This window comes from Dactylosporangium cerinum, from assembly GCF_042653625.1.
Taxonomy (GTDB): domain Bacteria; phylum Actinomycetota; class Actinomycetes; order Mycobacteriales; family Micromonosporaceae; genus Dactylosporangium; species Dactylosporangium cerinum.
Genome location: NZ_JBHSIU010000018.1, coordinates 261,703 through 283,535, shown reverse-complemented (window position 1 = coordinate 283,535; position 21,833 = coordinate 261,703). Strand labels below are relative to the sequence as shown.

23 protein-coding genes and 2 pseudogenes are annotated in these 21,833 nt (G+C 69.6%); 11 read left to right on the top strand and 14 right to left on the bottom strand.

Features of this window, described 5'->3' with window-relative positions; translation table 11 throughout:
• Positions 1 to 105: 105 nt before the first annotated feature.
• The gene (locus ACFPIJ_RS16890) at positions 106 to 576 is read right to left on the bottom strand and encodes a MaoC family dehydratase (protein ID WP_380115945.1); all 471 of its coding nucleotides are present in this window, start codon (positions 574 to 576) and stop codon (positions 106 to 108) included.
• Positions 573 to 1,301 carry an AMP-binding protein gene (locus ACFPIJ_RS16885; protein WP_380115944.1) on the bottom strand — a complete coding sequence of 243 codons (729 nt, stop codon included), beginning with the start codon at positions 1,299 to 1,301 and terminating at the stop codon, positions 573 to 575. Before ACFPIJ_RS16885 ends, ACFPIJ_RS16890 begins: the two co-directional genes overlap by 4 nt.
• 11 nt (positions 1,302 to 1,312) lie before the next feature.
• Between ACFPIJ_RS16885 and ACFPIJ_RS16880 the strand changes: the two are divergent.
• Positions 1,313 to 2,584: pseudogene (locus ACFPIJ_RS16880) on the top strand (catalase); the annotation flags it as partial.
• Between the two features lie 208 nt (positions 2,585 to 2,792).
• Here ACFPIJ_RS16880 and ACFPIJ_RS16875 read toward each other — a convergent pair.
• Positions 2,793 to 3,113 (bottom strand): hypothetical protein, encoded by a 321-nt coding sequence (locus tag ACFPIJ_RS16875; protein ID WP_380115943.1) that lies wholly within the window; start codon positions 3,111 to 3,113, stop codon positions 2,793 to 2,795.
• A 25-nt stretch (positions 3,114 to 3,138) separates the two neighbouring features.
• Complete coding sequence (locus ACFPIJ_RS16870) at positions 3,139 to 3,585, bottom strand: Hsp20/alpha crystallin family protein (protein ID WP_380115942.1); 447 nt, start codon at positions 3,583 to 3,585, stop codon at positions 3,139 to 3,141.
• A 118-nt stretch (positions 3,586 to 3,703) separates the two neighbouring features.
• Here ACFPIJ_RS16870 and ACFPIJ_RS16865 point away from each other — a divergent pair, with 118 nt between their 5' ends.
• Entirely contained in the window at positions 3,704 to 4,321 is a 618-nt protein-coding gene (locus ACFPIJ_RS16865) for a hypothetical protein (protein WP_380115941.1), read from the top strand.
• A gap of 32 nt (positions 4,322 to 4,353) precedes the next feature.
• Here ACFPIJ_RS16865 and ACFPIJ_RS16860 read toward each other — a convergent pair whose 3' ends face one another.
• Complete coding sequence (locus ACFPIJ_RS16860) at positions 4,354 to 5,487, bottom strand: carboxylate-amine ligase (protein ID WP_380115940.1); 1,134 nt, start codon at positions 5,485 to 5,487, stop codon at positions 4,354 to 4,356.
• Between the two features lie 11 nt (positions 5,488 to 5,498).
• Positions 5,499 to 6,452, bottom strand: a complete 954-nt coding sequence (locus ACFPIJ_RS16855) for a methyltransferase (protein WP_380115939.1) — start codon at positions 6,450 to 6,452, stop codon at positions 5,499 to 5,501.
• A 61-nt stretch (positions 6,453 to 6,513) separates the two neighbouring features.
• On the opposite strand from ACFPIJ_RS16855, the gene ACFPIJ_RS16850 reads away from it, so the two are divergent.
• A complete protein-coding gene (locus ACFPIJ_RS16850) occupies positions 6,514 to 7,548 on the top strand; it encodes an iron-containing redox enzyme family protein (protein ID WP_380115938.1) in 1,035 nt (344 codons plus the stop codon).
• Here ACFPIJ_RS16850 and ACFPIJ_RS16845 read toward each other — a convergent pair.
• Positions 7,500 to 7,733: a CDGSH iron-sulfur domain-containing protein gene (locus ACFPIJ_RS16845; protein WP_380115937.1), complete on the bottom strand. Its 234-nt coding sequence runs from the start codon at positions 7,731 to 7,733 to the stop codon at positions 7,500 to 7,502. The genes ACFPIJ_RS16850 and ACFPIJ_RS16845 overlap by 49 nt on opposite strands.
• A 35-nt stretch (positions 7,734 to 7,768) precedes the next feature.
• On the opposite strand from ACFPIJ_RS16845, the pseudogene ACFPIJ_RS16840 reads away from it, so the two are divergent.
• Positions 7,769 to 7,930, top strand: a pseudogene (locus ACFPIJ_RS16840) (transposase); the annotation flags it as partial.
• A 31-nt stretch (positions 7,931 to 7,961) separates the two neighbouring features.
• On the opposite strand, the gene ACFPIJ_RS16835 reads toward ACFPIJ_RS16840, so the two are convergent.
• Positions 7,962 to 9,611, bottom strand: coding sequence for a sensor histidine kinase (locus ACFPIJ_RS16835; protein ID WP_380115935.1), 1,650 nt, complete (start codon positions 9,609 to 9,611; stop codon positions 7,962 to 7,964).
• A 494-nt stretch (positions 9,612 to 10,105) separates the two neighbouring features.
• Here ACFPIJ_RS16835 and ACFPIJ_RS16830 point away from each other — a divergent pair, with 494 nt between their 5' ends.
• Positions 10,106 to 10,330 carry a hypothetical protein gene (locus tag ACFPIJ_RS16830; RefSeq protein WP_380115934.1) on the top strand — a complete coding sequence of 75 codons (225 nt, stop codon included), beginning with the start codon at positions 10,106 to 10,108 and terminating at the stop codon, positions 10,328 to 10,330.
• Here the strand turns inward: ACFPIJ_RS16830 and ACFPIJ_RS16825 are convergent.
• Both ACFPIJ_RS16825 and ACFPIJ_RS16820 read right to left on the bottom strand, forming a co-directional pair.
• On the bottom strand, positions 10,298 to 11,494 hold the full coding sequence (locus tag ACFPIJ_RS16825; protein WP_380115932.1) for a cytochrome P450: 1,197 nt from the start codon (positions 11,492 to 11,494) through the stop codon (positions 10,298 to 10,300). The genes ACFPIJ_RS16830 and ACFPIJ_RS16825 overlap by 33 nt on opposite strands.
• A 36-nt stretch (positions 11,495 to 11,530) precedes the next feature.
• Entirely contained in the window at positions 11,531 to 13,108 is a 1,578-nt protein-coding gene (locus ACFPIJ_RS16820; RefSeq protein ID WP_380115931.1) for an FAD-dependent oxidoreductase, read from the bottom strand.
• Between the two features lie 138 nt (positions 13,109 to 13,246).
• Between ACFPIJ_RS16820 and ACFPIJ_RS16815 the strand changes: the two genes are divergently transcribed.
• Positions 13,247 to 14,938 (top strand): NAD(P)/FAD-dependent oxidoreductase, encoded by a 1,692-nt coding sequence (locus ACFPIJ_RS16815; protein ID WP_380115930.1) that lies wholly within the window; start codon positions 13,247 to 13,249, stop codon positions 14,936 to 14,938.
• A gap of 121 nt (positions 14,939 to 15,059) precedes the next feature.
• Here the strand turns inward: ACFPIJ_RS16815 and ACFPIJ_RS16810 are convergent, their stop codons facing one another.
• On the bottom strand, positions 15,060 to 15,227 hold the full coding sequence (locus tag ACFPIJ_RS16810) for a ricin-type beta-trefoil lectin domain protein (protein ID WP_380115929.1): 168 nt from the start codon (positions 15,225 to 15,227) through the stop codon (positions 15,060 to 15,062).
• A 505-nt stretch (positions 15,228 to 15,732) separates the two neighbouring features.
• On the opposite strand from ACFPIJ_RS16810, the gene ACFPIJ_RS16805 reads away from it, so the two are divergent.
• Positions 15,733 to 16,233 (top strand): hemerythrin domain-containing protein, encoded by a 501-nt coding sequence (locus tag ACFPIJ_RS16805; RefSeq protein WP_380115927.1) that lies wholly within the window; start codon positions 15,733 to 15,735, stop codon positions 16,231 to 16,233.
• 284 nt (positions 16,234 to 16,517) lie between these two features.
• Here ACFPIJ_RS16805 and ACFPIJ_RS16800 read toward each other — a convergent pair whose 3' ends face one another.
• Complete coding sequence (locus ACFPIJ_RS16800) at positions 16,518 to 17,834, bottom strand: ABC transporter substrate-binding protein (RefSeq protein WP_380115925.1); 1,317 nt, start codon at positions 17,832 to 17,834, stop codon at positions 16,518 to 16,520.
• Positions 17,835 to 18,013: 179 nt separating this feature from the next.
• Between ACFPIJ_RS16800 and ACFPIJ_RS16795 the strand changes: the two genes are divergently transcribed.
• Positions 18,014 to 18,250, top strand: a complete 237-nt coding sequence (locus ACFPIJ_RS16795; protein WP_380115924.1) for a hypothetical protein — start codon at positions 18,014 to 18,016, stop codon at positions 18,248 to 18,250.
• Positions 18,251 to 18,294: 44 nt separating this feature from the next.
• On the opposite strand, the gene fucP is transcribed toward ACFPIJ_RS16795, so the two are convergent.
• Positions 18,295 to 19,668 (bottom strand): L-fucose:H+ symporter permease, encoded by a 1,374-nt coding sequence (gene fucP, locus ACFPIJ_RS16790; protein ID WP_380115923.1) that lies wholly within the window; start codon positions 19,666 to 19,668, stop codon positions 18,295 to 18,297.
• A 234-nt stretch (positions 19,669 to 19,902) separates the two neighbouring features.
• Between fucP and ACFPIJ_RS16785 the strand changes: the two genes are divergently transcribed.
• The 3 genes from ACFPIJ_RS16785 to ACFPIJ_RS16775 are packed head-to-tail and all read left to right on the top strand — an operon-like array spanning position 19,903 to position 20,815.
• On the top strand, positions 19,903 to 20,115 hold the full coding sequence (locus tag ACFPIJ_RS16785; RefSeq protein ID WP_380115921.1) for a hypothetical protein: 213 nt from the start codon (positions 19,903 to 19,905) through the stop codon (positions 20,113 to 20,115).
• Positions 20,016 to 20,537 carry a penicillin acylase family protein gene (locus ACFPIJ_RS16780; protein WP_380115919.1) on the top strand — a complete coding sequence of 174 codons (522 nt, stop codon included), beginning with the start codon at positions 20,016 to 20,018 and terminating at the stop codon, positions 20,535 to 20,537. The genes ACFPIJ_RS16785 and ACFPIJ_RS16780 overlap by 100 nt, the downstream gene beginning before the upstream one ends.
• On the top strand, positions 20,528 to 20,815 hold the full coding sequence (locus tag ACFPIJ_RS16775; RefSeq protein WP_380115917.1) for a ribbon-helix-helix domain-containing protein: 288 nt from the start codon (positions 20,528 to 20,530) through the stop codon (positions 20,813 to 20,815). The genes ACFPIJ_RS16780 and ACFPIJ_RS16775 overlap by 10 nt, the downstream gene beginning before the upstream one ends.
• A gap of 311 nt (positions 20,816 to 21,126) precedes the next feature.
• On the opposite strand, the gene ACFPIJ_RS16770 is transcribed toward ACFPIJ_RS16775, so the two are convergent.
• Positions 21,127 to 21,762, bottom strand: a complete 636-nt coding sequence (locus ACFPIJ_RS16770; protein WP_380115916.1) for a TetR/AcrR family transcriptional regulator — start codon at positions 21,760 to 21,762, stop codon at positions 21,127 to 21,129.
• Positions 21,763 to 21,833: the final 71 nt, after the last annotated feature.

The window sequence follows — 21,833 nt, the reverse complement described above, 5'->3', positions numbered from 1 at the left end:
CGAACGAGCACCACCATCGACGGGCCGGTCACGCCACAGCGCGACCGGCCCGTCGGACCTGTGCCACGGCGGGCGCCGCGCGACCTATGGGGGTGCCGAACCCCACTACGCGGACGGCCGCTTCCGGTAGAACATCCGCTTGCCGTACACCGCCACGATCTCCTCCCGGTCGTTGCGGACCTCGTGGTCGAAGACGACCAGCCCACGGTCGCCCCGGTCGTCGAGCGAGGCGACCGTGCCGACCAGGTGGATGGTGTCATCGACGAACACCGGCTTGAGGAAGCGCACCCGGTCCATGCCGGAGAACACGAGCAGCCCCCGCTCCTCGCTGCCGGTCATGGCGAACTCCAGCCCGGTCACGAGCGAGAGGGTCAGTGCCCCCTGCGCGGTGATGCGGCCGAAGATGCTGTGGGCGGCGTCCTCCGGCGAGGTGTGCAGGGGATGGGCGTCGCCGGAGAGGTCGGTGTACCGGTTGATGTCCTCCTGGGTGATGGTGCGGCCGGCCGTCACGAACCGGTCCCCGACCGCGAAGTCCTCGAAGTAGTCGTTGAGCGAGGTGATGGTGCGGCCGGTCATGGGTTGGCTCCTCGTCGGCGGTCGTAGGTGTCGATGACGGTCGCGTCGGGACGGTCGAGCAGCTTCATCAGCACCTGACGCTCGATCTTCCCGGCCGACGTGGTCGGCAGGGCCCGCACGAGCTGCACCACGTCGGGCACGTGCGAGCGCTCAAGTTGGGCCGCGACCAGGGCGATCAGGGCCTGCGGGTCGCAGTCCGCGCCGGGGACGGGCAGGACCGCGGCCACGATGTCGGACTCTCCGGGGGCTCCGGTGTCGGACGGGATCCCGTACACGAACACGTCGGCCACGGTCGGCTCGGCGGCCAGCACGCGGGTGATGTAGCCGTCGGCGATGAACTCGCCGAGCTTGCGGATCGCGCCCTGTTCCTTGCGATGGGCGTAGAACAGCCAGCCGTCGTCGTCGCGGGTGACCATGTCGCCGGTGTGCAGCCAGCCGCCCCGGACCTTCTCGGCCGACGCTTCGGGCTGGCCGATGTAGGTCAGCTGAGCATCCACACCGGACGATCGCGCGATCAGCTCGCCGGGGACGCCAGGTGGCACGGAGTGTCCCTCGTCGTCCACAACGTCCATCTCGATGACGCCCGCCGGCGGCTTGCCGAAGGATCCGACCGGCCCCTGGCCGACCGGTTTGTAGGCGAACGCGACGCCCTCGGTGGTGCCGTACCACTCGAGGATCCGGGAGCCGAAGCGCTCCTCGAACTCGGACCACACCCCGCGTGGCATGCCGGCGCTGAGCAGGCGCGTTCCCGGTGTGGGAGCTGGGCATCCAGGTGCTGCCCGACACCCCGGACGAGACGTTCGAAGGCATCGACCTGCTCGACCCGACGAAGCTCGTGCCCGAGGAACTGGCCCCGGTACAGCCGATCGGGAAGATGACGCTGAACCGCACACCGACGAACTTCTTCGCCGAGGTCGAGCAGGTCGCCTTCCACCTGGGCAACCTGCCGCCCGGGATCGACGTGACCAACGACCCGCTGCTGCAGGCGCGGCTGTTCTCCTACGTCGACACGCAAATCACCCGCCTCGCCGGGCCGAACTTCTCGCAGATTCCGATCAACCGGCCGCACGCTGCGGTCAACGACATGCTCCGTGACGGGTTCCACCAGCAGGCGGTCCACGGGGGCGTCGCGCCGTACCGGCCGAACTCCCTGGACGGTGGCAACCCCTCGGTCGCAGGTGACGCCGAGCAGGCGTTCCTCGACGTCCCGGTGACGGTGACCGAGGCGAGCAAGGTGCGCTCCAGTCCCGCGTCCTTCGACGACCACTACAGCCACGCCCGACTGTTCTGGCTGAGCATGTCGCCGGTGGAGCGGGAGCACATCATCCGCGCGTACACCTTCGAACTTGCCAAATGCTACGAGCAGCCGATCAAGGAGCGGCAGCTGCTGGCGCTGGCGAACATCGACCCCGTGCTGTGCGCGCGGGTCGCCGCCGGGCTGGGTCTGCCAGCTCCGGAACCGACCGAGCTCCTGATCGACGTCACACTCAGCCCCGCCCTGTCCCAGATCGGCGAGGTGTGGCCAACCGACGGCCGGACCGTCGGCGTCGTCGTCGACCCGAGCGGCGACCTCGGCGTAGTGGCCGCTGTGCGTACGGCGGTGTTCGCCGCGGGGATGACGCCGCTGCTGATCGCGCCGCACGGCGGTGTCGTGGGCGACCTGCCGGTGCAGCGGACGTTCGCCACCGCACGGTCGGTCGAGTTCGACGCGATCCTGCTCGCCGGCGCCCCGCGGCCGGCACCCGACGCGATCCCGGCCCGTGACGCGAAGGCGGGCGCGAAGCCGTCCGCCGTCGACCCGCGGGTGCTCCTGTTGGTCGAGGAGGGCTGGCGGCATGGCAAGGCGATCGGCGCGTACGGCGCGGGTTCGGCGGTCCTGACCGTCGCCGGCGTCGCCGGCACGCCCGGTGTGATCGCCGCCGATGACGCGGCCGACGTCTTCACCGAGGTGCAGGCGCTGATGGGCGCGCACCGGGTCTGGGAGCGGTTCCCGGCCTCTGTCGCCTGATCCCGTGCGAAAAATTGCGGCCGTCCCTCACCTCGAGGTGAGGGACGGCCGCCGCTTCAACGCCAGCACAGGCCTCGGGCTTGTGGACTGGCCTCGCCGCCGAGCTTGTCGCTGCACAGCCAGGTACTGCGGCTCGTCCGCGAGGCGAGCACGGTGCGCCCGGCCGCCTCGGTGTCGGATGTCAGCTTGCGCGCCACCCTCCCACCGCCTACCTGCCGTGGGACTTCCAGGTGACCTTGTCACCTGGAACGAATGTGGTCATGAAATGCGTGTACCCGTGCGTGTCCGGGACATGCACCACGCGCCGAGGTGACGGCCGACAACCCAAGACCCCCTCGCTGCCGACCGTCACGTCAGATGCGCTACCGCTCTTTGCACCGGTGGTGTCCTCCGGGCTCGAGCGGGTCGGCCACGACCGCTGGATCAGGCCGGTGAACTCGGCGCGGACGAGGTCATCGTCGTGGCTGACGAGGTCGGTGAACGCCTCGTCGAACCGGCGGTCCCATTCCGGCGACAGTCCGGTGTGCATGATGGCTCACCACCTCGTGCTCCGCTTAGCTGTCGAGGACCTTGTGCTCCTGCTCGGCGTGACCACCGACGGTGATCTTGCGGGGCTTCGCCTTCTCGGCGATCGGGATCCGAAGGGCAAGGACACCGTTCTGGTACGTCGCGTCGATGCGGTCGGTGTCCAGGGCTTCGCCGAGGAGCATCTGCCGGGAGAAGACGCCGAACGGTCGTTCGGTCAGGGCCGCCTGGGCCTGCTCGCCGAGGTCGATGGGGCGTCGCTCTGCGCGGACGGTCAGCACGTTGCGCTCGATGTCGATGTCGATCGCGTCTTTATCCACGCCGGGAAGGTCGAACACGATCACGAACTCGTCGCCGTTGCGGTACGCGTCCGCGGGCATGGCCGTCGGGCGGGACCATGTGCCGGTCGACGGGGCGCCGAACAGCTGCTGGGCGAGCCGGTTGACCTCGGTGAAGGGTTCGCTGCGCACCAACATTTGGACTACCTCCTGGGTCTCGACTGGTGGGTCAATGCGCGATACATTCGTTGTACCACGTCATCGGAACGATGACAAGCGGAACGTCAACGAATCGATGACACATGAGGAGAGGTTGATGGGCATGGCCGGACCGGACGCGCTGAGCACGGCCGTGGCGGCGATCGAGGCGGTGGCCGAGCGGTGCGCCGACGACCGGGAGGCCGTGGACGCCGACGCCGTCCTTGAGGCGCTGGTGCTGCTCCGGTCGGTCCAGGAGCGGCTCGCCGCCACCGAGCCGGCGCTCATCGCGGCCGCCAGGCGGTCCGGTGTCAGCTGGCAGGCCCTCGCGCCCGCGCTTGGCGTGGCCAGCCGTCAGGCCGCTGAGCGGCGCTACCTCAGGGCCGTACCGGCCGCCGGCAACCAGGGAACCCGCGAGGACCGGGTCCGCGCCGAGCGGGACCACCGGGCCGGGGTGCGCGCCGTCGCGCAATGGACCGCCGACAACACCGCGCACCTGCGCAGCCTCGCGGGGCAGGTCGCCGCACTGGCCAACGCACCCTCCGCTGCCGCCGCGGACCTCGACCGGCTCCACCGTGCCCTCGCCGATCCCGACGCGACCGCGCTGCCCGCGCTGCTCGCCGCGGTCCGGCAGCACCTGGGCCGGCACGCCGCGTTGGCGGAGCGGATCGACCAGGTCACGGCCAGCACCGACGAGGTGCTCCGCAACACGCAGCGGCACCGCGACGGAACGTAGACCGGCGCCGCGACGGACTGGAGGCGACGCCCTCAGACGCGCACGGCCAGCTCCCGCAGCACCGCCGGCAGGTCGCCGGTCCGCTCGAACGCCCGCCGCTGCCGGGTCGCGCCGGTGCCCTCGACCCGCAGCCTGGTCAGCTCGCCAGCGACCGCGTCCCGGTCGCCGTGGTGCACCAGCGCCGCCTCGACGGTCGCGACGAGCGCATCGATCATTTCCCAGACCGGTCTGGCCATCCGCCGCCGCACGTCCGTCAGCGAGCCGTCCAGGCCGCTGTGTGCCGCGCCCCAGTGCGCCGCCCGCAGCAGGTGGCCGGGCACCCGCGGCGCCGACCGGCCCGCTGCGATGTCAGTGAGCGCCGTAGCGACCAGCGCCCGGACCAGACCAGCGATGAGGACGGTGTCCTCGACGGCGAGGCAGACGTCGGCGACCCGGACCTCGACCGTCGGATAGCGGCCGGACGGGCGCGCCCACCACAGCACCATCGTCTCGTCGAGCATCGCGCCGGACGCGACGAGCTCTGCCACGGTCCGCTCGTAGTGTGCGACCGACTCCAGGTACGGTGACGGTCCCAGGCTCGGCCAGCGCTCCAGCTGGATGCTGCGCCAGCTGGCATGGCAGGTGTCCCCGCCCGCGTGAAACGGAGAGTTGGCCGAAAGCGCCTGCACGACCGGCAGCCACGGCCGCAGGTGATTGCAGACCTGGACGGCCACCTCCTGGTCCGGGACACCGACGTGGACGTGGCAGCCGCACAGCGCAGGGTCGTGGGCGATGGGCCCGTAGTGCCGGGCGATGGCGTGGAAGCGAGGGGTGTCCTCGACGGTGCGGTCCGGCTCGCCGATAGGGGTGGCGCCCACCGGTACCAGCGCGGCGCCGACCGATGCGGCGGCGGCTGCGGCGGCGGACCGGTTGCCGGCCAGGTGGCGGCGTAGCTGCGGCAGGGATGTGCACACGGGCGTGACCATCTCCATCATGCTGCGTCGGAACTCGACCCGGCTCAGCCCGAGCATGTCGTCGCTGAGCGCCGCGCGGGCGTCGTCCGCCATCGGCGTGTTTTGACCAGTGAAGGGGTCCAGCAGCAGGAACTCCTCCTCGACCCCGACGGTGAGGCGCTGCTGGGCGATGGTGCCGGCAACGGCCGCCGGACCGGATGCGGTCAGTGACATCGGTTTGCCTTTCAGGGCCGGGTCGCGGTGAGCACGGCGAGCGCGATCCGCTCCGCGTGTGCGTAGGCGGGACTGTCCAGGTTTTCGCTGTAGACGTCCGGATCGATCTCCCGATAGGTCCAGCGCAGGTCCGTGCCGGCCAGCCGGTACGCGGCCGCCGCCAGCAGAGGGTCTTCGCCGTCGACGATGTCGGTGCCGCTGAACAGCACCAGCGAGCCGCCCGCCGCCAGCCGCTGCACGGCGGCCTCGAGGATCGACAGCGGTAGGTCGTGGCCGTGCGGGCCGCCTCCGTCGCGGTAGGTCCGGCCCTCGGGGTCAATCATGAACGGCGGGTTGGACACGATCAGGTCGAAGTTGCCGTCGACGCCGTCGAGCAGGTCGCTGTGCCGGACGTCGACCCGCTGGGTGCCGGCGAGCGCGGCGTTGATCCGGGCGAACCGCACGGCCGCCGGGTTGATGTCGACCGCGACCACCTCCGCCTCCGGGGCGTGCTTGGCTACGGTCACCGCCACCGCACCTGACCCGCAGCCCACGTCCACGACGCGGCGCGGCTGGCGCTGGAGGGCACGCAGGTGCGCGACGGTGACGTCGGCCGTGCGGTGGGTGTCGGGCCCGAAGAAGACCGCATCCGGTGCCGACGGCGGGAACGCCGAGTGGAAGAACAGCTCACCGCCGTAGGTGGAGCACCGGACCATGCTCCGCCACACATCGCCGTCGCGCCGCAGCACGCCGGCGGCGTGCATCAGCGTCACGATGTCCTCGGGCAGCACGTCGGGTCCGAACGGGCGGCTCCAGCCGAACACGGCCCGCAGGTCACCGGCGCGGGCGCTACCGGGGCGATGGTTGACCCGTTCATGCGTGGCAGGTGTGACGGTGGTGAAGTGGTAGCCGGCGGCCTTCAACGCGCCGCCCAGCTGCCCAAGGGCGGTGTCCTGGTGCGACAGCGTCTCGGTGGCGGTGGCCATGACCTCCGGTTCCCCCGGAAAATACCCGCTTAACCCGCCCGGATGAGGGAATCCAACGGCCATGCTCATCCCCACCCCCCGAGGTCCCGTCTCCGCCGCGCTGGTCCGCACGCTGACCGGGAACGCGCCCGACCTGCCTGCCAGGCTGGGCCGGGACCTGGCCGCCGTCGGCGACCCGTTCACCGACGAGGACCTGCAGCTCACCCTGCACCTGTGCTACGAACTGCACTACCGTGGCTTCGACGATGTCGACGACCGATGGGAGTGGGACCCACATCTGTTGGCGCTGCGTCGCACCGCCGAGGACCGCTTCGAGTCCGCGCTGCGGCGCCTGGTGCCGATGCCCGCCCCGCTGCCGGCCCGCGACGTGCCGGCGGCGCTGACGGCGCTGGTCGAGCAGGACGAAGGGCCCTCACTGTCGAAGTTCCTCGCCGGGCGGGCGACGATGGAGCAGTTCCGCGAGTTCGTTATGCACCGGTCGGTGTACCACCAGCGAGAGGCCGACCCGCACACCTGGGCGATTCCCCGGCTGGCCGGCCGGGCGAAGGCCGCACTGGTCGAGATTCAGGCTGACGAGTACGGCGGCGGCCGGCTACCCCGGATGCACGCGGAGCTGTTCCGCGTCACAATGCGGGAACTCGGTCTGGACGACACCTACGGCGCATATCTGGACGCGGTGCCCGCCGTAACCCTCGCCACCAATAACCTCATGTCACTGTTCGGGCTGCACCGCCGGCTGCGCGGGGCAATCCTCGGCCACCTCGCCGTGTACGAGATGACCTCGTCACTGCCGAACCGCCGCTACGGCAACGGCCTGCGCCGGCTCGGCGGCAACGCCGACGCAACCCGCTTCTACGACGAGCACGTCGAGGCCGACGCGGTGCACGAGCAGATCGCCGCGCACGACCTGTGCGGGTCGTTCTGCGCCGACGACCCGAACCAGGCCACGACGGTGCTGTTCGGCGCGGCCTGCGCCCTCGCCCTCGACGCACGGTTCGCCGAGCACGTCCTTGACCGCTGGACCGCGCACGAGAGTTCCATGCGGGATCAGACGTCATCCAGCGGCCGCTTGCTGGCCGGAGCGCTCGGCGCCTGAAACCCGATGGCCTTGTGGGTGCCGTCGCAGAACGGTTTGATCGCGGACCGGCCACAGCGACACAGCGCGACGGTGGCCCGGCCGGGGTCCACGACCGCACCGTCCTGCGTGCGGAGCGTGAACGGGCCGCGCAACAGCAGCGGCCCGTCCTCGCAGACGGTGACGGAGGCAGGAGGATCTTCCATGACCATTGGGGTGCCCGCTGACCAGCAGAGCAAAACTGCGGTCCTGCCGTCAGCGGGTCTGTTCGAGGTTCACGTCGCTTCCCGCCGACGCGGTATGCGGCGCTGGCTACGGCGAGCGCAGCGATGAACGCACGAACCAGCGCAACGGCTACCGGCACCGGGACTGGGACACCCGCGCCGGCACGGAGGCTGTTGCGTTTTGGATGGTCAGTGGGCCCCACCCCGTGATCACCGTGCAGTGACGCCGTTGGTGTCGGTGAGCGGGAGCTCCGCCCGCAGGGTGGTCCCCGCGCCGGGTGGGCTGTCTAGTGAGATCCGGCCGCCGAGCGGGTCCACGCGGTCTTTGAGGCCGATGAGACCGGTGCCGCCGGTGAGGTTCGCGCCGCCGATACCGTCGTCGCGGACCGAAATGCGCAGGACTTCGTCGGTGGTCTCGAGGGTGACCGTGGCGGTGGAGGCTCGCGCGTGCTTGGCCACGTTCGTCAGCGCCTCGGCGACGACGTAGTAGGCGGTGACCTCGACCGGCTCAGGCAGTCGCGCCGGTGTCCGCACGTCCAGTTCCACCGGGAGGGATGAACGGCGAGCGAGCGCCTTGAGCGCGGGAGCGAGGCCACTTTGGGTGAGGATCGCCGGGTGGATTCCGCGCGCGATCTCGCGCAGGTCGTCCAGCGCGCCGGTCAGCCCGGCGGCGATGTTTTCGAGCTCCGCACTGAACTCGGCCTGCGCCGCACGCACCTGCAGCCCCAGGGAGACCAGCCTTTGCTGGGCTCCGTCGTGCAGGTCCCGCTCGATCCGTCGGCGCGTGTTGTCGGCGCTGGCGACGAGACGCGCGCGCGACTCCGCCAGTTCGCTGCGTGCCTCGGCGTTCGCGATCGCCTGTGCGATGAGGCCGGTGTACTCGAGCATCCGCTGCTCGGTGTCCGAGGGTAGCCGGTCACTTCGCGACGCGACGCCGATCGTGCCCCAGATGCGACCCTCGACCCAGATCGGGACGTCGACCGCGGAGCAGACTCCTTCTGCCCGGACGGTGTCGGGCAGGCTCGTCGATGTCAGGTCGTCGATGTCGAAGCGGGCAGCGCGGCCAGTCTCCCGAATCAAGGTCTGGGCGTGGCGACAGTCCAGCTTCCGGCGTACTCCGGGTTCAATGTACGCGAACCCGTGGCCGCCCATCACCGACGCCTCTCCGTCCGGCTCGAACCGCAATATGACGGTGACGTCGGAGTTGAAGAGCGCGCCGACCTCCTCGGCCACCGCGGCGAACACCAGATCCGACGCCGCCCCGCTGGCGATGAGCGTCGCCACCTGTCGCAAGGCGCCCTGCTCGTCGGCGACCCGACGAAGGTTGTTCCGCGCTTCGGCGTTGGCGATCGCGGTCGAGGTCAGCTCGGCGAAATCTGCCAGGCGGTCTTCCGTGCCGGCGGGGAATGCTGCTTCGCGTGGCGACCACACGGCCAGCATTCCCCAGAGGCGCCCTTCGACGGTGATCGGCGCGCCGACGGCCGACCGCATCCGTGGGCCATGCATAGTGGCTGTTGCGGCGCCGGAGTCGTGAGCCGAGAATCTGTCGATCCGCGCCGGTCGCCGTGTCTCGAACACGCGCGTGACCACGTTCCGGCCGTTGAGTGGCATTCGGACGCCTGTCGCAAGCAGATCACTCGTCCTGCTCCACGAACCGATCGCCACAGCGCTATCGGAGTCATACCGCGCTACAACCGTGGCCTCGGCAGCCAGTAACCGGCCCACCTCCTCGGCAACCACCGCAAATACTGACGCCGGCGGCGATCCCTGTGCGATGAGCGTCGTGAGCCGCCGGAGCGCAGCATGCTCGTCGGCGAGCCACCGCAGCTCGTCCGGGTCCCGCTCCGGCGCAGTTCCCATCATGTCCCATCATGACCGAGTCGGCTCCGGCCCGGGCCTCAGCGGTGGCGCGCACACCCACGGCCGGTTCGCCTCGCCGCAGGGCGGCCACCCGCCTCACATGTTCACTCAGGCAACGCTAGCCCACAGTGGTCAGTCCGTCTGATCGTGCCTCGGTACGCAGTCTCGCTTGTGGATGTCAGCCGCCGTTGACCACCGACCCTTGGGCGGTACGCCGCGGTGACGTGCGGCAACACCGTCGGCGGCGTGGGTGCTGCCAAACGACGAGCTGTCCTGTGCCGTCGTGCAACAGCACAAGGACGCTGGCCCCGGATCCCCGCCGACGCAATCCGCCGCACCGGCCGCGCCCTGTCTGCATCCTATGACCCGATCCACTGCGTACGGAGCGATCTTGCGGATTCCTTCTTGTCTCGTCGTACCTGATCGGGCTGATCGCCACGCTCGCGCCGACCGACGGGAGACTCGAATTTCTCCGCATCGATCAATGGGGCGAAGTGCTGACCCATCTCGGCAAAGGCATCATCGGCGTGCCGACGTGCATCTTCGACCTCCTGGGCTTGCTGGCCGGGGCCCTCGACAACGGCGTGGCCCAGACGTGGAACCGGGGCTCGTCCTCCAACGGCATGCCGAGCAGCCGGCAGATCGCCGTCACCGGGAGCGGGTGCGCGAATCTCCACGCTGCGCCGTCAGGCCCGGACGCGGTCGAACTGGATGGGTAGGTGTCGTGGGCCGCGTAGCACCGGGTTGAGCCGGTACGGTGGCGGGTCGGCGAGCAGTCGCGGATTTTCCAGCCGCCGGGCCAGCTCGGTGAGCGCGATCTGGGTTTCCAGCCGGGCCAGCGGGGCGCCGAAGCAGTGGTGGACCCCACCGCCGAAGCCCAGGTGCTGGCTCTCTTCCGGGCTGAAGCCCATGCTCTGCAGGTTGTGCCGGTCCGGCTCGAAGCGGTCGGGATCACGCACGTGGTCGGGGTCCCGGCTACCGGAGGCCAGGACGAGCCGGATCGTGGCGCCGGCCGCGATCGTGGTGTCGGCGATGTCGATGTCGTCCAGCGCCTTTCGCACCAGCATGTGCACAGGCGGTTCGTAGCGCAGCAGTTCCTCGACGATCGGGATGACGAAGTCGGGTTCCCGGCGGATCCGGTCGAGCAACTCGGGGTACCGCAGCAGGGTCAGCATGCCGTTGGTGATGAGGTTGACCGTGGTCTCGTGCCCGGCGACCAGCAACAGGGAGGCGGTGGTCAGCAGCTCTGCCCGCGACATCGCGTTCCTCGTGCGGTCGTCGGTGACGATCGCCGAGAGCAGGTCACCGCCCGGCATCTGCTGGTGGGCGTCGAGCAGCGCGGCGAAGTACCGGCCCATTTCGGCGGAGGCGTCACCGGCGTGGAGGTGCGCCTCGGGGGAGGCCTGCGGGCCGATGCCTTCGACGATGGCGTCGGCCCAGGCGTGGAACCGGGGCTCGTCTTCCACGGGCACACCGAGCAGCCGGCAGATCGCGGTCACCGGAAGCGGGTACGCGAAGTCGTCCACCAGATCGACCTCGGTCCGGCCGGACCAGCGGTCGATCAGTCCGGACACGATATCGAGCAGATCCGGGGCCATGCGGTCGATCCGCCCAGGCGTGTCAGGCGGGCCGTAATGCCGGTTCATGACCCGTCGCAGCTGGTCGTGCTCCGGCGGATCCGTGGAGATGAAGCCTCCCAGCGTCACCACATCCCGCGAACTGGTCCGGGGGTCATGCAGCAGGGCGACGATGTCCCGGTACCGGCTGACCACATAGCTGCCGTCGGCCTCGCGCACGACCGGGGTGGTGCGCAGCTGCCGGTAGAGCGGGTAGGGGTCAGCCCGGTTGGCATAGTCCAGGATCTGCTCGAAGACAGTGGCCATTGACGCGTTTCCCTTCCGCCGGTGGACAAACCAGGCTCAGCCGCCGTGCACGAGCACGGCGCGGCGCTGGCTGGGTCGGTGGCCGGTGAGCACTACAGTGGCGTGCGCGGACGGCTCCGACCGCACCTCGGCCGGCACCGGTTGCCGCGTCGCCGGCTGGTCGACGGTACGCAGCCGGGGCGGGAACGGTGCGGCCTGCTCGATGAGGCGACCGTAGAACTCCAGCCACATCCCGTGGTCGAAGCTGACCGCGGCGGTGATCCGACCCTGACGGCCGTAGACGGCAACGAACCGGCGCTGGGCGGTCGACCCCTGCGTAATGACGACCTCGTCGGCGTACGTGGGCACCCCGATCGACTTGATCTCGACGCCGAACTGGGTCGACCAGAACACCGGCAGCGCGACGTGCGGCCACAGGTCCGGCCCGGCGCTGATCATGTTGTGCGCCGCGATCTCGGCCTGATCGACGGCGTTACCCCAGTGCTCCATGGCCATGAACTGGTAGTCGTAGACCGGGTGCGGAAACCGTGCCACGTCGCCGGCCACGAAGATGTCGTCGGTGACCAGGCCGTTGACGTCGAACGCGCGGCACCCCGCGTCGCAGGCGACCCCCCAGTGCCCGGCCGCCAGGCCCGAACCGGCGAGCCACTCGACGTTGCGTTTGCCACCCAGCGCTGCCACGGCCACATCGACGTCGAGGGTGCTGCCGTCCGACAGCCGCGCCCGGCGGAGGCGACCGCTGGCGTCGCCCTCCAGCGCATGGACCGAGACCCCGCAGCGCAGATCGACGCCCGCATCGCGCTGCAGCTCGGCCGCGACCCGGCCCACTGCGGCGCCCAACGCCCCGGCCAGCGGTGCCGGCCCCCGGTCGACGACGGTGACGGGAAGGCCCAGCCCCCGGCAGTCGGAGGCGACCTCGCTGCCGATGAACCCAGCGCCGATGACCAGCACGTGCCCCGGGCCGGCGGCCAGCCGCTGCCGCAGCGCGGCAGCGTCGTCGCGGCCGCGCACCGTGTGCACGCCGTCCAGCGCCGCCTCGTCGGCGTTGGGCCATGGCCGGGCTCGTGCCCCGGTGGCGATCAACAGCCGGTCGAAGGCCACTTGCGAGCCGTCGGCGAGCAGCACGCGCTTGGTGTGCCGGTCCAGCCCGACGGCTGGCTGCCCCAGCAGCCAGTGGGCCTCCAGTGCGTCGCTGCGCGGCAGCGCCGTATGTTGCGCCGGCACCCACCCGGTCAGCACGTGTTTGGACAGCGGGATTCGATCGTACGGCTCGTAGGGTTCCTCCCCGATCAGCGTCAGCGACCCGGTGAACCCTTCACGGCGAAGGGTGTCCGCGGCGCGTAGCCCGGCCAGCGACGCACCGACGACGACAATCCGCTCGGCCCCGGCGGCGGCCTCGCGCGCCCGCGTGTCAGCTGGCTGCGCCTGATAGTCGAGCACGATCGCTCGTACCGGGCAGGCGGCCGCGGCCCGCAGCACTTTCTCCCGCTGTTCCTCGCCAGGGTTCGGCTCGTACAGCAGCGCCTCATCGCCGGGCATCCGGAACACCTCGGGCGCGGCGAACGCACATTGTCCGTACCCCTGGCAGCGGGTCAGATCGACCACCAGCCTCATGGGGCGAACGGTAGGGTGGCGTCTCGTACCACCACCTCACCCGAGATGGGTGAGCCACCGTGGGACCGATCAGGATTGTCGGACGGCGCTGCGGGTAGTACGGCACCTCCACCGTGATACGCGGGGAGGCGGTGCGCGATGAACGGGGCGGGTCCGCCGGTGCTGTTCATGGTCGGCGACGATCAGAAGGACCTCGACGCGCTGCGGCAGGCGCTGGACCGGCGGTTCGGCGCCGACTACCGGATCGTCGCGGAGACCGTGCCCGCGCGGGCACTGTCCGTGCTGGAAACGCTGCGCGACCGTGACGAACACGTCGCCGCCGTCATCGCGGAGCATCGGATGCCGAAGATGAGCGGCGAAGCGTTCCTGGTACGGGCACACCGGCTGCACCCGTTCGCCGGGCGTGCGCTGATCGCACCGGTTTTCGACCGCCCGGCCGAACAGGCGATCTTCCGCGGGATGGCGCTCGGGCGGATTGACATGATCCTGGTCAGGCCGTGGGACCCGGCCGACCACTGGCTGTACCCCCGCATCGGCGTCCTGCTCGACAACTGGGTGCAGGCGACCGAACAGCCGGGCGTCAGCGCGATGCGGATCGTCGCCGAACCCGGCGCGCCGCGCACCCACGAACTGCTGGACCTGCTCTACCGCAACGCCGTGCCGGTCCAATCGTTCCCACCCGACTCACCCGAGGGCCGGCACCTGCTGGAACTGGCCGGCCACGACGGGCAACAGGTGCCAGTGTGCGTGTACTTCGACGGGCGGGTCCAGGCCGACCCGTCGGTCCCGCAGATCGCCGAAGCAATGGGTTTTCACGCCCGGCCCGAGGCCGACCACTATGACATGACCGTCATCGGTGGCGGCCCGGCGGGCCTGTCGGCCGCTTTGTCCAGCGCCTCGGAAGGGCTGCACACCCTGGTGCTGGAGCCACTGACCACTGGCGGGCAAGCCGGCACCACCTCCATGATCCGCAACTATCTGGGCTTTCCGTACGGGGTCGGCGGCCGGGGGCTCACCATGCTCGCCCGCGGCCAAGCGCTGCTGTTCGGCGCCGAACTCGTCTTCGACCGCGCGGTCGGACTCGACGTACGCGACCGCCGACAGCTCATCACGCTCGCCGGCGGCAGCGAGGTGACCAGCGACGCCACCGTGCTCAGCACCGGCGTGCGGTACCGCCGGTTGCGCGCACCCGGCGTCGAGGACCTGCTCGGCGCCGGCGTGTTCTACGGCGCGGCCCTCTGCGAAGCACCCGCCACCCGCGGCCAACCCGTGTACATCGTCGGCGCCGGCAACTCCGCCGGCCAGGCCGCACTGCACCTGGCGCGGTACGCCGAACAGGTCACGATCGTCGCCCGGGGGGAAACCCTGTCCTCGACCATGTCGACCTACCTGGTCGAGCAGATCGCTCACCAGCGCAACATCACCGTCCGCACCAACACCCACATCACCCGTGCCACCGGCGCCGGGCGGCTGGAACAGCTCCAGCTGCACGACGCGGCGACCTGCCGCACCGAACAGGCTGCCGCATCGGCCCTGTTCATCCTCATCGGCGCCCATCCATGCACCGACTGGCTCCCCGCTGCACTCGCCCGCGACCCGGCCGGCTACCTGCTCACCGGACCGGACCTCGACCCCAACCGTCAGCCACCCCGCGGCTGGCCCCCGGCCCGCTGCCCGCTGCCGATGGAGACCAGCATCCCGGGCGTGTTCGCCGCCGGCGACGTTCGCCACGGATCAACGAAACGCGTGGCAGCGGCCGTCGGCGAAGGCGCCGCCGCCGTCCAGTTCGCACATCAGCACCTCGACGAGCTCGCCGACCGGCCCAGATGAGTCAGGCGGTCCTGCAGAGCTTGGAGGTTCGGGTCCAGAACGAATCGCGAGCACGGCAGAACCCGGGGGTCGAGGCTGGTCGGCTTCGACCTCCGGATCGGTGCCTGAGTCGCACACGGTGTCAGGTGCGCAGGCTCCACTGCTGGTTGGCGGCGCCGGTGCAGGACCAGAGCTGGCTTTTCGTGCCATTGGCGGTGGCGAGGGCGCCGGCGTCCAGGCACAGCCCGGACTGGACCCCGGTGATGGTGCCGTTGGCGTTGACGGCCGCTCGTTGGTGTTGGTTGATCACGCCGCCGAGGACTCGTCGCCGTCGAACAGGTGTGTCGATGGCGACGACTACATCTGGGTTGTGGTTGGGCGGATGCTGATCGTGGCCGGTGGCCGTTGAAGTGGCGTTCGTACTCGGCGACCACGGCACGGGCGTGTCGTTCGTCGGACACCAGCACCCGTGCAGTCGTACTCGTCGACGTTGGCCCCTGGCTGTGTCCCGGTGTTTCCTCGAGCGTCCCGGCGAGGGGGCGCTCGCCGGGACCAACAAGGTCGCCGACGCCGGCAAGGAGGCCGTCGACGACGGCACCAAGATCCACATGCACCGCTGGGGCGAGGAGACCGAGGCGGACCCGACCAGGACCAAACCCGACCTTACCGCCAGGAAGACTTCGAGGGCGAGGACCGTCCTGCCGTCCGACCTGTTGCATTCGGCCGGGCTATCCGGCGCCACCAGGCGTTTGCCGGTGTACCGCCGGGGTAGCCGTGCAGTGTCCCGTCAGTTTCGTAGCGGAGAGGCAAGGCCGATGTCCACCGACGCCATCGTCGTGCTCAAGGAAGACCACAAGAATGTCAAGCGGCTGTTCAAGGAGTTCCAGGCCGCGCAGGACGGTCCGGCGGCGAAGAAGGCGCGGATCGTCACGCAGATCCTGTCCGAGCTGACCGTGCACACGTACCTCGAGAACGAGGTCATGTACCCGGAGGTCCGACGCCTCCTGCCGGACCTGGACGACGACATCCTCGAGTCCTACGAGGAGCACCATGTCGCCGACGTGCTGTGCATGGAGCTCGCCACGATGACCCCGGACGACGAGCACTTCGACGCGAAGGTCACCGTCCTCATCGAGAGCGTCTCGCACCACATCGACGAGGAGGAGCAGGAGTGGTTCCCGAAGGTCCGTGACGGCCTCGGCCGTGCCCAGCTGCAGGAGATCGGCGCCCGGATGCAGGAGCTGCGCCCGGACGCGCCGACGACCCCCACCGAGCCGAAGGCGCTGAAGAAGGCCCTCGACGCGATCCGCGCCTGAGGGCCAGCTGCCGGGTCTGTCACGGACAGATTCGGCAGCTGGGCCGCGCCGGGTGTTCGAGGGGACTCCTCGCAACACTGCCGCCGCGTCGTGGTACGTGGTGGTTTCGTCCGACAGGCCACACCGATCACTCGACCAACGACCACCGAACCCGCCACCACAGGTCGTCGACCTCACCACCGCCCGGGTCCAACGACACCCGATCCTCGGCGGCATCAACGAATATTCGCAGGCAGCGTAACCGAACCACCTCGGCGCGCCTACCGTCCATGCCTGGCGCCGCGTCAGCGTGGCGGAATCTTGTCCTTGGTGACCGCGTTTTCGAGATCCCGGGCGAAGGCGTCCGGATCGCGGGTACGCACGTAGGTCGACACGGCGTCATAGAAGCCCTCCTGGAACTCCGGGCTCATGGCCTCGCCGTGGGCGACCGAAAGCAGCACCGATGAGCCCCAGAGGCTCTTCGAGGCATCCTGCTGGTAGTCGGACAGGGACGAAATATCGATGTTCCGGAGCACCGGTACCGACCCCTTCGCCTTGCTGAACGGAATCTGGGTCGCCGGCTTGCTGATGTCGCTGAGGAAGGCAAGGGCGTTCTTGGCGTTCTTGGCCCTGGTCGCGGCCACGAAGACGTCGACAACCGCGAGGAAGCTGTCGCCGGTGCCGGGAAACGCCACAGCTGCGAAGTCCTTGCCCTCCTGCGCGCCGTCGGCGACCAGCTCGCCGTACGCCGAGTCGTTCAGGGACTCGAAGGCGCAACCACCGGTGGCGAGCTTCTTTGTCGCCGCGTCCCAGGTCAACGTCCCGGCCTCGGGATCAGCGTAGGCGAGGATGTCGCCGAAGGTCCGCAGCGCCGCCCGCACCTGCGCGCTGCGCCAATTGAGGCGGTCGCCGGCCATGTCCTGCCAGCCCTTCACCCCGATCGTGCTGAGTAGCACGTTCTCGAACAGCTCGACGGTGGTGAACCGGTCCTTGCCGCCGAGACACAGGGGGGTGGCCCCGGACGCCTTGACCTTCTGCAGGCCGTCCAGGAAGACGGCGAGGGTGTAGTCGCCGGAGGGCAGCGGGACGCCGGCTCGGTGGAGTAGCTCGGCGTTGAGCCACAGCATGTTGCTGCGATGGGCACCCGTCGGCACCCCATACGGCTTGCCGCCGTGCATGAGCGAACGCAGGATGGTCGGCTGCATTGTCGCGTGGAGGTCACTTCCGGTGAAGACCGACGTGACGTCACGGATGACGCCGCGGTCGGCGTAGCCTTGCACGGACTTGCCCGCGAAGGTCTGCCAGACGTCGGGTGGGTTGCCATCCTGTAGCTGCTTCGCCAGTGCCACGACCGCCTGTGACCCGGCGCCGCCTGTGACCGCGGCGTTGACGACGTCGACATTCGGATTCGTCTGGTGCATGGCGGACAAGAGGACGTTCAATGCGGCGGCCTCCGACCCCGAGGTCCACCACGACACGACCTCGAGCTGCTTGGTGTCCGTCGTGGCGCTCGTCGGCTTCTGCGCGCCGCAGCCGGCCACGGCGAGCACCATGACCGCGACTGCCGCGACTGCCGCGACTGCGCGGCGCCGGCGGCTGACGGCATTGCCTTCCTTCGTCATCGGGAGCCTCCGAGGAACGCTTTCGCGGCTTGTCCCAGGACGACTGACATGAGACGGCGTCCTCCGAGATGACCGGTGGGGGTCTGACGCCTTCGAGGGTGTTGTCCTGTGAGGACTGGTCCATCAGCACGGCGCCGTGCCTCCACCGACCCTGACCGGCGAGTTGGAAGGAGGTACCGATGCTCCCCGCCGCGATCGACATCGCCGACGGCGACCTGGGCGCCGCAGTGCAGTTCACCACGCCCAACGCACTGCAATGCCGACACCGCCCGGTCACCTTCTACGACGTCAAGGTCGCCGCCGGCGGCAGCCACCACGCCGCCCTGCGCGCCCTCGGCAACCGTTGGCTGGAAATCCGCTGGGACTGCCTGCGCCTCGGCGTCACGTACGACGAGCAGGTCCACACCGCCGACTGACAACAACACCTGGTCCTCGCGGCGTGAGATTGGCAGCGGGTGTTTCATGCCGCGCCCCCGGTGACGGTGCTCGGCCCGGCGTCCCCGGGCTGGCTCGACTCAGTGCTTCCGCGGACGGAACCGGGCGCGGCCCTGAGGTCGTAGAGGGCGTAGAGCCCGACGACGGCGAAGCAGGCCGCTGGGACGACAAAGGAGATCGCCGCGCTCGTCTTGTCCACGAGCTTGCCCTGTACCAGCGGCATGATCGCGCCGCCCACGATCGCCATCACGAGGCCGGCGGCGCCGAACTTGGTCGCTGGCCCGAGCCCTTTGAGGGCAACGCCGTAGATCGTCGGGAACATGAGCGACAGGCAGAAGGACAGCGCGACCACGGCGAGGACCCCGGCGAGGTTGGGATTCAATATCGCGAACACGCAGAGCACCACCGCCAGCAAGGCCAGCACGGCGAGCACCTTGGTGGCGCGCACGCGACCGATCACCCACGTCATCAGGAAGCGTGATCCAAGGAAGACGAGCAAGCTGACCTGAAGGTAGGCGCCGCCCTTCTGCAGGCTGCCGCCCTGTGCCTGCTGCACATACTGGATCAGGAACGTCCAGGTGCACACCTGAGCCGCGACGTTCGCAAACTGGGCGATGACCCCGAAGCGGTACCGCTTGCTGCGCCACAGCACGCCGAAGAGGTGGCCGGTGCCGCCGGTGTGCGGGCCGGCATCAGGGAACTCCTCGACGATCGGCGGCGCCTTCTGAATCGCGATGGCGACGGCGATGACTAACAGGAGGAAGGCCAGCCCCAGATAAGGGCCCATGACGGCGCCGAGCTCGCCAGCGCGGATGACGTGCAGCTGGGCCGGGCTCAGCGACGAGATGTCCACCGGGTCCGCGAGTTTGGGCAGGATGAGCGTCGAAGCTAGCAGCACACCGATGTTCGTCCCCACCGGATTGAATGCCTGGGCGAAGTTCAGCCGCCGGGTCGCCGTCTCTTCCGGGCCGAGCGACATGACGAACGGGTTCGCGGAGGTCTCCAGGATCGAGCAGCCGGCGGCCATCGCAAACAAGGCCACTAGGAACGCCTCGTACGTCATGATCTTGCTCGCCGGATAGAAGAGGAAGGCACCCAGCGCCGCCAGCCCCAGTCCGGTAAGGATTCCCGTCTTGTAGCCGAAGCGCTGGTTGATAAGGGCCGCAGGGAGCGCTAACAGGAAGTATGCGCCGAAGTACGCCAACTGGACGAGCGACGCCTGGAAGGTGCTCATCTCGAAGATGCGCTTGAAGCCCGCCACCATCGGCGTGGTCAGGTCCTGCGCTATGCCCCAAGCGGTGAAACAGCCGACCAGAGCTATGAAGAGCAGTAGCATCCCGCGGCCAAGCAGTGGCCCCCGCTGTCCCCGCTCGTCTTCATCCGCTAATGGCGGCGCCATGCTGGCCGTCGGCGCTCCTTCCGTGACTCGCGCGTACCGGTGAGCGTGCCACCTGCGTGCCGCAACCCGCCCCGCACGGCACGGGCACGACCTGGCATGTAGGCAAGCTTGCACAGTTGCGTCACCCCGCGGGCCGCAAACCCCTGGAAATCGCCCGGATCCCGCCAGCCCCACCGCCCCGGCCCGCCCCGCGGGGTCGGCATGGAAATGGGAATGGATAGCGGCGGTCGGAGGTTGGATCCTGACAACCGCGCTCGTGCGCTGCGGCTCATCGCCGAGGCTCGGGATCTGATGGCCCCTGAAGGGTTGGCGATGCCGAAGGTGGAGGGGCTGAAGCGCCTGACCGGGTGCCCCCACGTCTGGAGCTATCTGTTCTTCGAGAATCCGCGCCTGACCGACGTCGAGGTGCTGGAGAAGGCGCTGCAATATCGGATTATTGCTCTTTGACCCACCGATTGGGTGGGGGGAGTAGAAGGTCGCACCGGCTACGCGCCGCACCACATAGTCATGGAGTGTGGCTGGCTCAGCGTGCTGGGGGCGAGCGTCGAGGGCGGCCACTCGGCGTTTGCCGGCAGTGCGGCGATAGCTGGCGTCCAGCAGTACACGCGGACGACCGCCTGTTCCAGATGGACGTGACCCGCCGCCAGACGTCCGGCACGCTCGCCGAACTGCTCGGCGCGTCGGCGATCCCGAGCGATGTGCAGATGCACACGATCGGGTTGCGGCGCGCGGCGGCGCGCGGCCTGCCGGCCCAGTCGCCGCCGGTCCGGGACAACCTGCAGGCGTACGCGGACGGCGTCAACGCCTTCACGGCGAGGCATGCGCCACCCGCGCAGTACGCGAGGCCGTGGACGGACCGATGCCGATGATCAGCATCCGGCCGCCAGTTGCGATGGTTGAGGAGTTGGACGGTCTGGCAGACGCGCAGCAGGCGCGGCGCTCCGATGTCATCCGGGAGGCGCTGGCGTTCTACGTCAGGGAGCGGACGGCTCCGGTGGGCCTGACAACGCCCAGCAGGCGCTTGAGGTACTGCGGAAGGTCGTTGCCGGTCGGTTCGGCAATCAGGCTGGGGCGGCGTAGCCGCAGGGATTCTGGCTCGGACCCCTTTACTCGGCCGGTCTATGCTTCTGGCGACCTGGGAGCTTGAACGAGCGCCGCTGCGCAGCCGGAATTGAACGCATTCAAGTTTGTGCCCAAAGCGCGTTGAACGCGTTCAACACCTGCCGGCGCTGAGCACCATCATCAACCTGCCATACGCACGCTGGGCTGCACGGATGAGGTTCTCGGCACTCGCACGGTCGGGCCGGCGCGGCGGTCGGCGCAGGTCTTCCGCGACTTCTTTGAACAACGCGATTGCTGGGTCGCGGAACGCGCACTCCTGGTCGGTTGCCGCCGGGCAGGCGGTCGCCGCCGTCGTAGCCGAATGCGTCTCGGTGCGCAACCCGGCGCGGTGCCCCGTCACGCGAGGTCGGGCAGCGGCCGCTGGCAGATCTCGTGGGCCTGGTCGCCGGGGAGGCCGAGCATGCGCAGCAGGTCCTCGGTGACCTGATCGGTGGCTTCGGCGTCGTCCCGCTCGGGCTGGTCGTGTAGCAGCTGGCCGAGGCACAGCGCGGCGCCGGCCACGATGACCATGGCCAGCTCCGGGTCGCGCACGCTGAAGCGTCCGGTGCGGACGCCGTCGGTGATGTCGCGACGGGCTCGCGGCGCGAGTCCCTTGTCGGAAGTGGCGAGGGCCAGGCCGTCGGTGAGCAGGACCCTGCTGAGCTCGGGACTGCGGCGGTGGAGGCGCCCGGTCAGGCGGAAGCTCTGGGCGAAAACATGGGCCGGGTCGTCCAGATCCTGCGTCAGCTCGTCGAGCAGGGCGCCGTGGCGCTCGAGGGCGTCCTCCACGGCGGCGTCGAAGAGCTGTTCTCTGCTGTTGAAGTGGTTGTAGAACGAGCCCATGCCCACGTCCGCGGCTTGTGTGAGCTCGAGGATCGGGGCGTTGAGCCTCCCGGCGGCGATGAAGGTCTGGGCTGCACGCACCAGTGCGGCCCGCGTGCTGGCCTTGCGCCGTTCCAGACGGTTCGGCGCGTCGCTGGTCTGCTGGGCCATGCGTGCTCCTCTGCAGGTCGGTGTCCGTCTGCAATCGTATCGTGACCTTCAGGAATGACGAAATCGTCAGA

Bases quoted from the DNA above. Each gene is read 5' to 3' on its own strand.
- ACFPIJ_RS16875 (WP_380115943.1), bottom strand. From the start codon at position 3,113: ATGCACACCGGACTGTCGCCGGAATGGGACCGCCGGTTCGACGAGGCG.
- ACFPIJ_RS16825 (WP_380115932.1), bottom strand. From the start codon at position 11,494: ATGGCCACTGTCTTCGAGCAGATCCTGGACTATGCCAACCGGGCTGAC.
- ACFPIJ_RS16860 (WP_380115940.1), bottom strand. From the start codon at position 5,487: ATGTCACTGACCGCATCCGGTCCGGCGGCCGTTGCCGGCACCATCGCC.
- ACFPIJ_RS16865 (WP_380115941.1), top strand. From the start codon at position 3,704: ATGGGCATGGCCGGACCGGACGCGCTGAGCACGGCCGTGGCGGCGATC.
- ACFPIJ_RS16800 (WP_380115925.1), bottom strand. From the start codon at position 17,834: ATGACGAAGGAAGGCAATGCCGTCAGCCGCCGGCGCCGCGCAGTCGCG.
- ACFPIJ_RS16850 (WP_380115938.1), top strand. From the start codon at position 6,514: ATGCTCATCCCCACCCCCCGAGGTCCCGTCTCCGCCGCGCTGGTCCGC.
- ACFPIJ_RS16805 (WP_380115927.1), top strand. From the start codon at position 15,733: ATGTCCACCGACGCCATCGTCGTGCTCAAGGAAGACCACAAGAATGTC.
- ACFPIJ_RS16820 (WP_380115931.1), bottom strand. From the start codon at position 13,108: ATGAGGCTGGTGGTCGATCTGACCCGCTGCCAGGGGTACGGACAATGT.
- ACFPIJ_RS16815 (WP_380115930.1), top strand. From the start codon at position 13,247: ATGAACGGGGCGGGTCCGCCGGTGCTGTTCATGGTCGGCGACGATCAG.
- ACFPIJ_RS16835 (WP_380115935.1), bottom strand. From the start codon at position 9,611: ATGGGAACTGCGCCGGAGCGGGACCCGGACGAGCTGCGGTGGCTCGCC.
- ACFPIJ_RS16795 (WP_380115924.1), top strand. From the start codon at position 18,014: ATGCTCCCCGCCGCGATCGACATCGCCGACGGCGACCTGGGCGCCGCA.
- ACFPIJ_RS16775 (WP_380115917.1), top strand. From the start codon at position 20,528: ATGCCGATGATCAGCATCCGGCCGCCAGTTGCGATGGTTGAGGAGTTG.
- ACFPIJ_RS16855 (WP_380115939.1), bottom strand. From the start codon at position 6,452: ATGGCCACCGCCACCGAGACGCTGTCGCACCAGGACACCGCCCTTGGG.
- ACFPIJ_RS16890 (WP_380115945.1), bottom strand. From the start codon at position 576: ATGACCGGCCGCACCATCACCTCGCTCAACGACTACTTCGAGGACTTC.
- ACFPIJ_RS16870 (WP_380115942.1), bottom strand. From the start codon at position 3,585: ATGTTGGTGCGCAGCGAACCCTTCACCGAGGTCAACCGGCTCGCCCAG.
- ACFPIJ_RS16845 (WP_380115937.1), bottom strand. From the start codon at position 7,733: ATGGAAGATCCTCCTGCCTCCGTCACCGTCTGCGAGGACGGGCCGCTG.
- ACFPIJ_RS16770 (WP_380115916.1), bottom strand. From the start codon at position 21,762: ATGGCCCAGCAGACCAGCGACGCGCCGAACCGTCTGGAACGGCGCAAG.
- ACFPIJ_RS16885 (WP_380115944.1), bottom strand. From the start codon at position 1,301: ATGCCACGCGGGGTGTGGTCCGAGTTCGAGGAGCGCTTCGGCTCCCGG.
- fucP (WP_380115923.1), bottom strand. From the start codon at position 19,668: ATGGCGCCGCCATTAGCGGATGAAGACGAGCGGGGACAGCGGGGGCCA.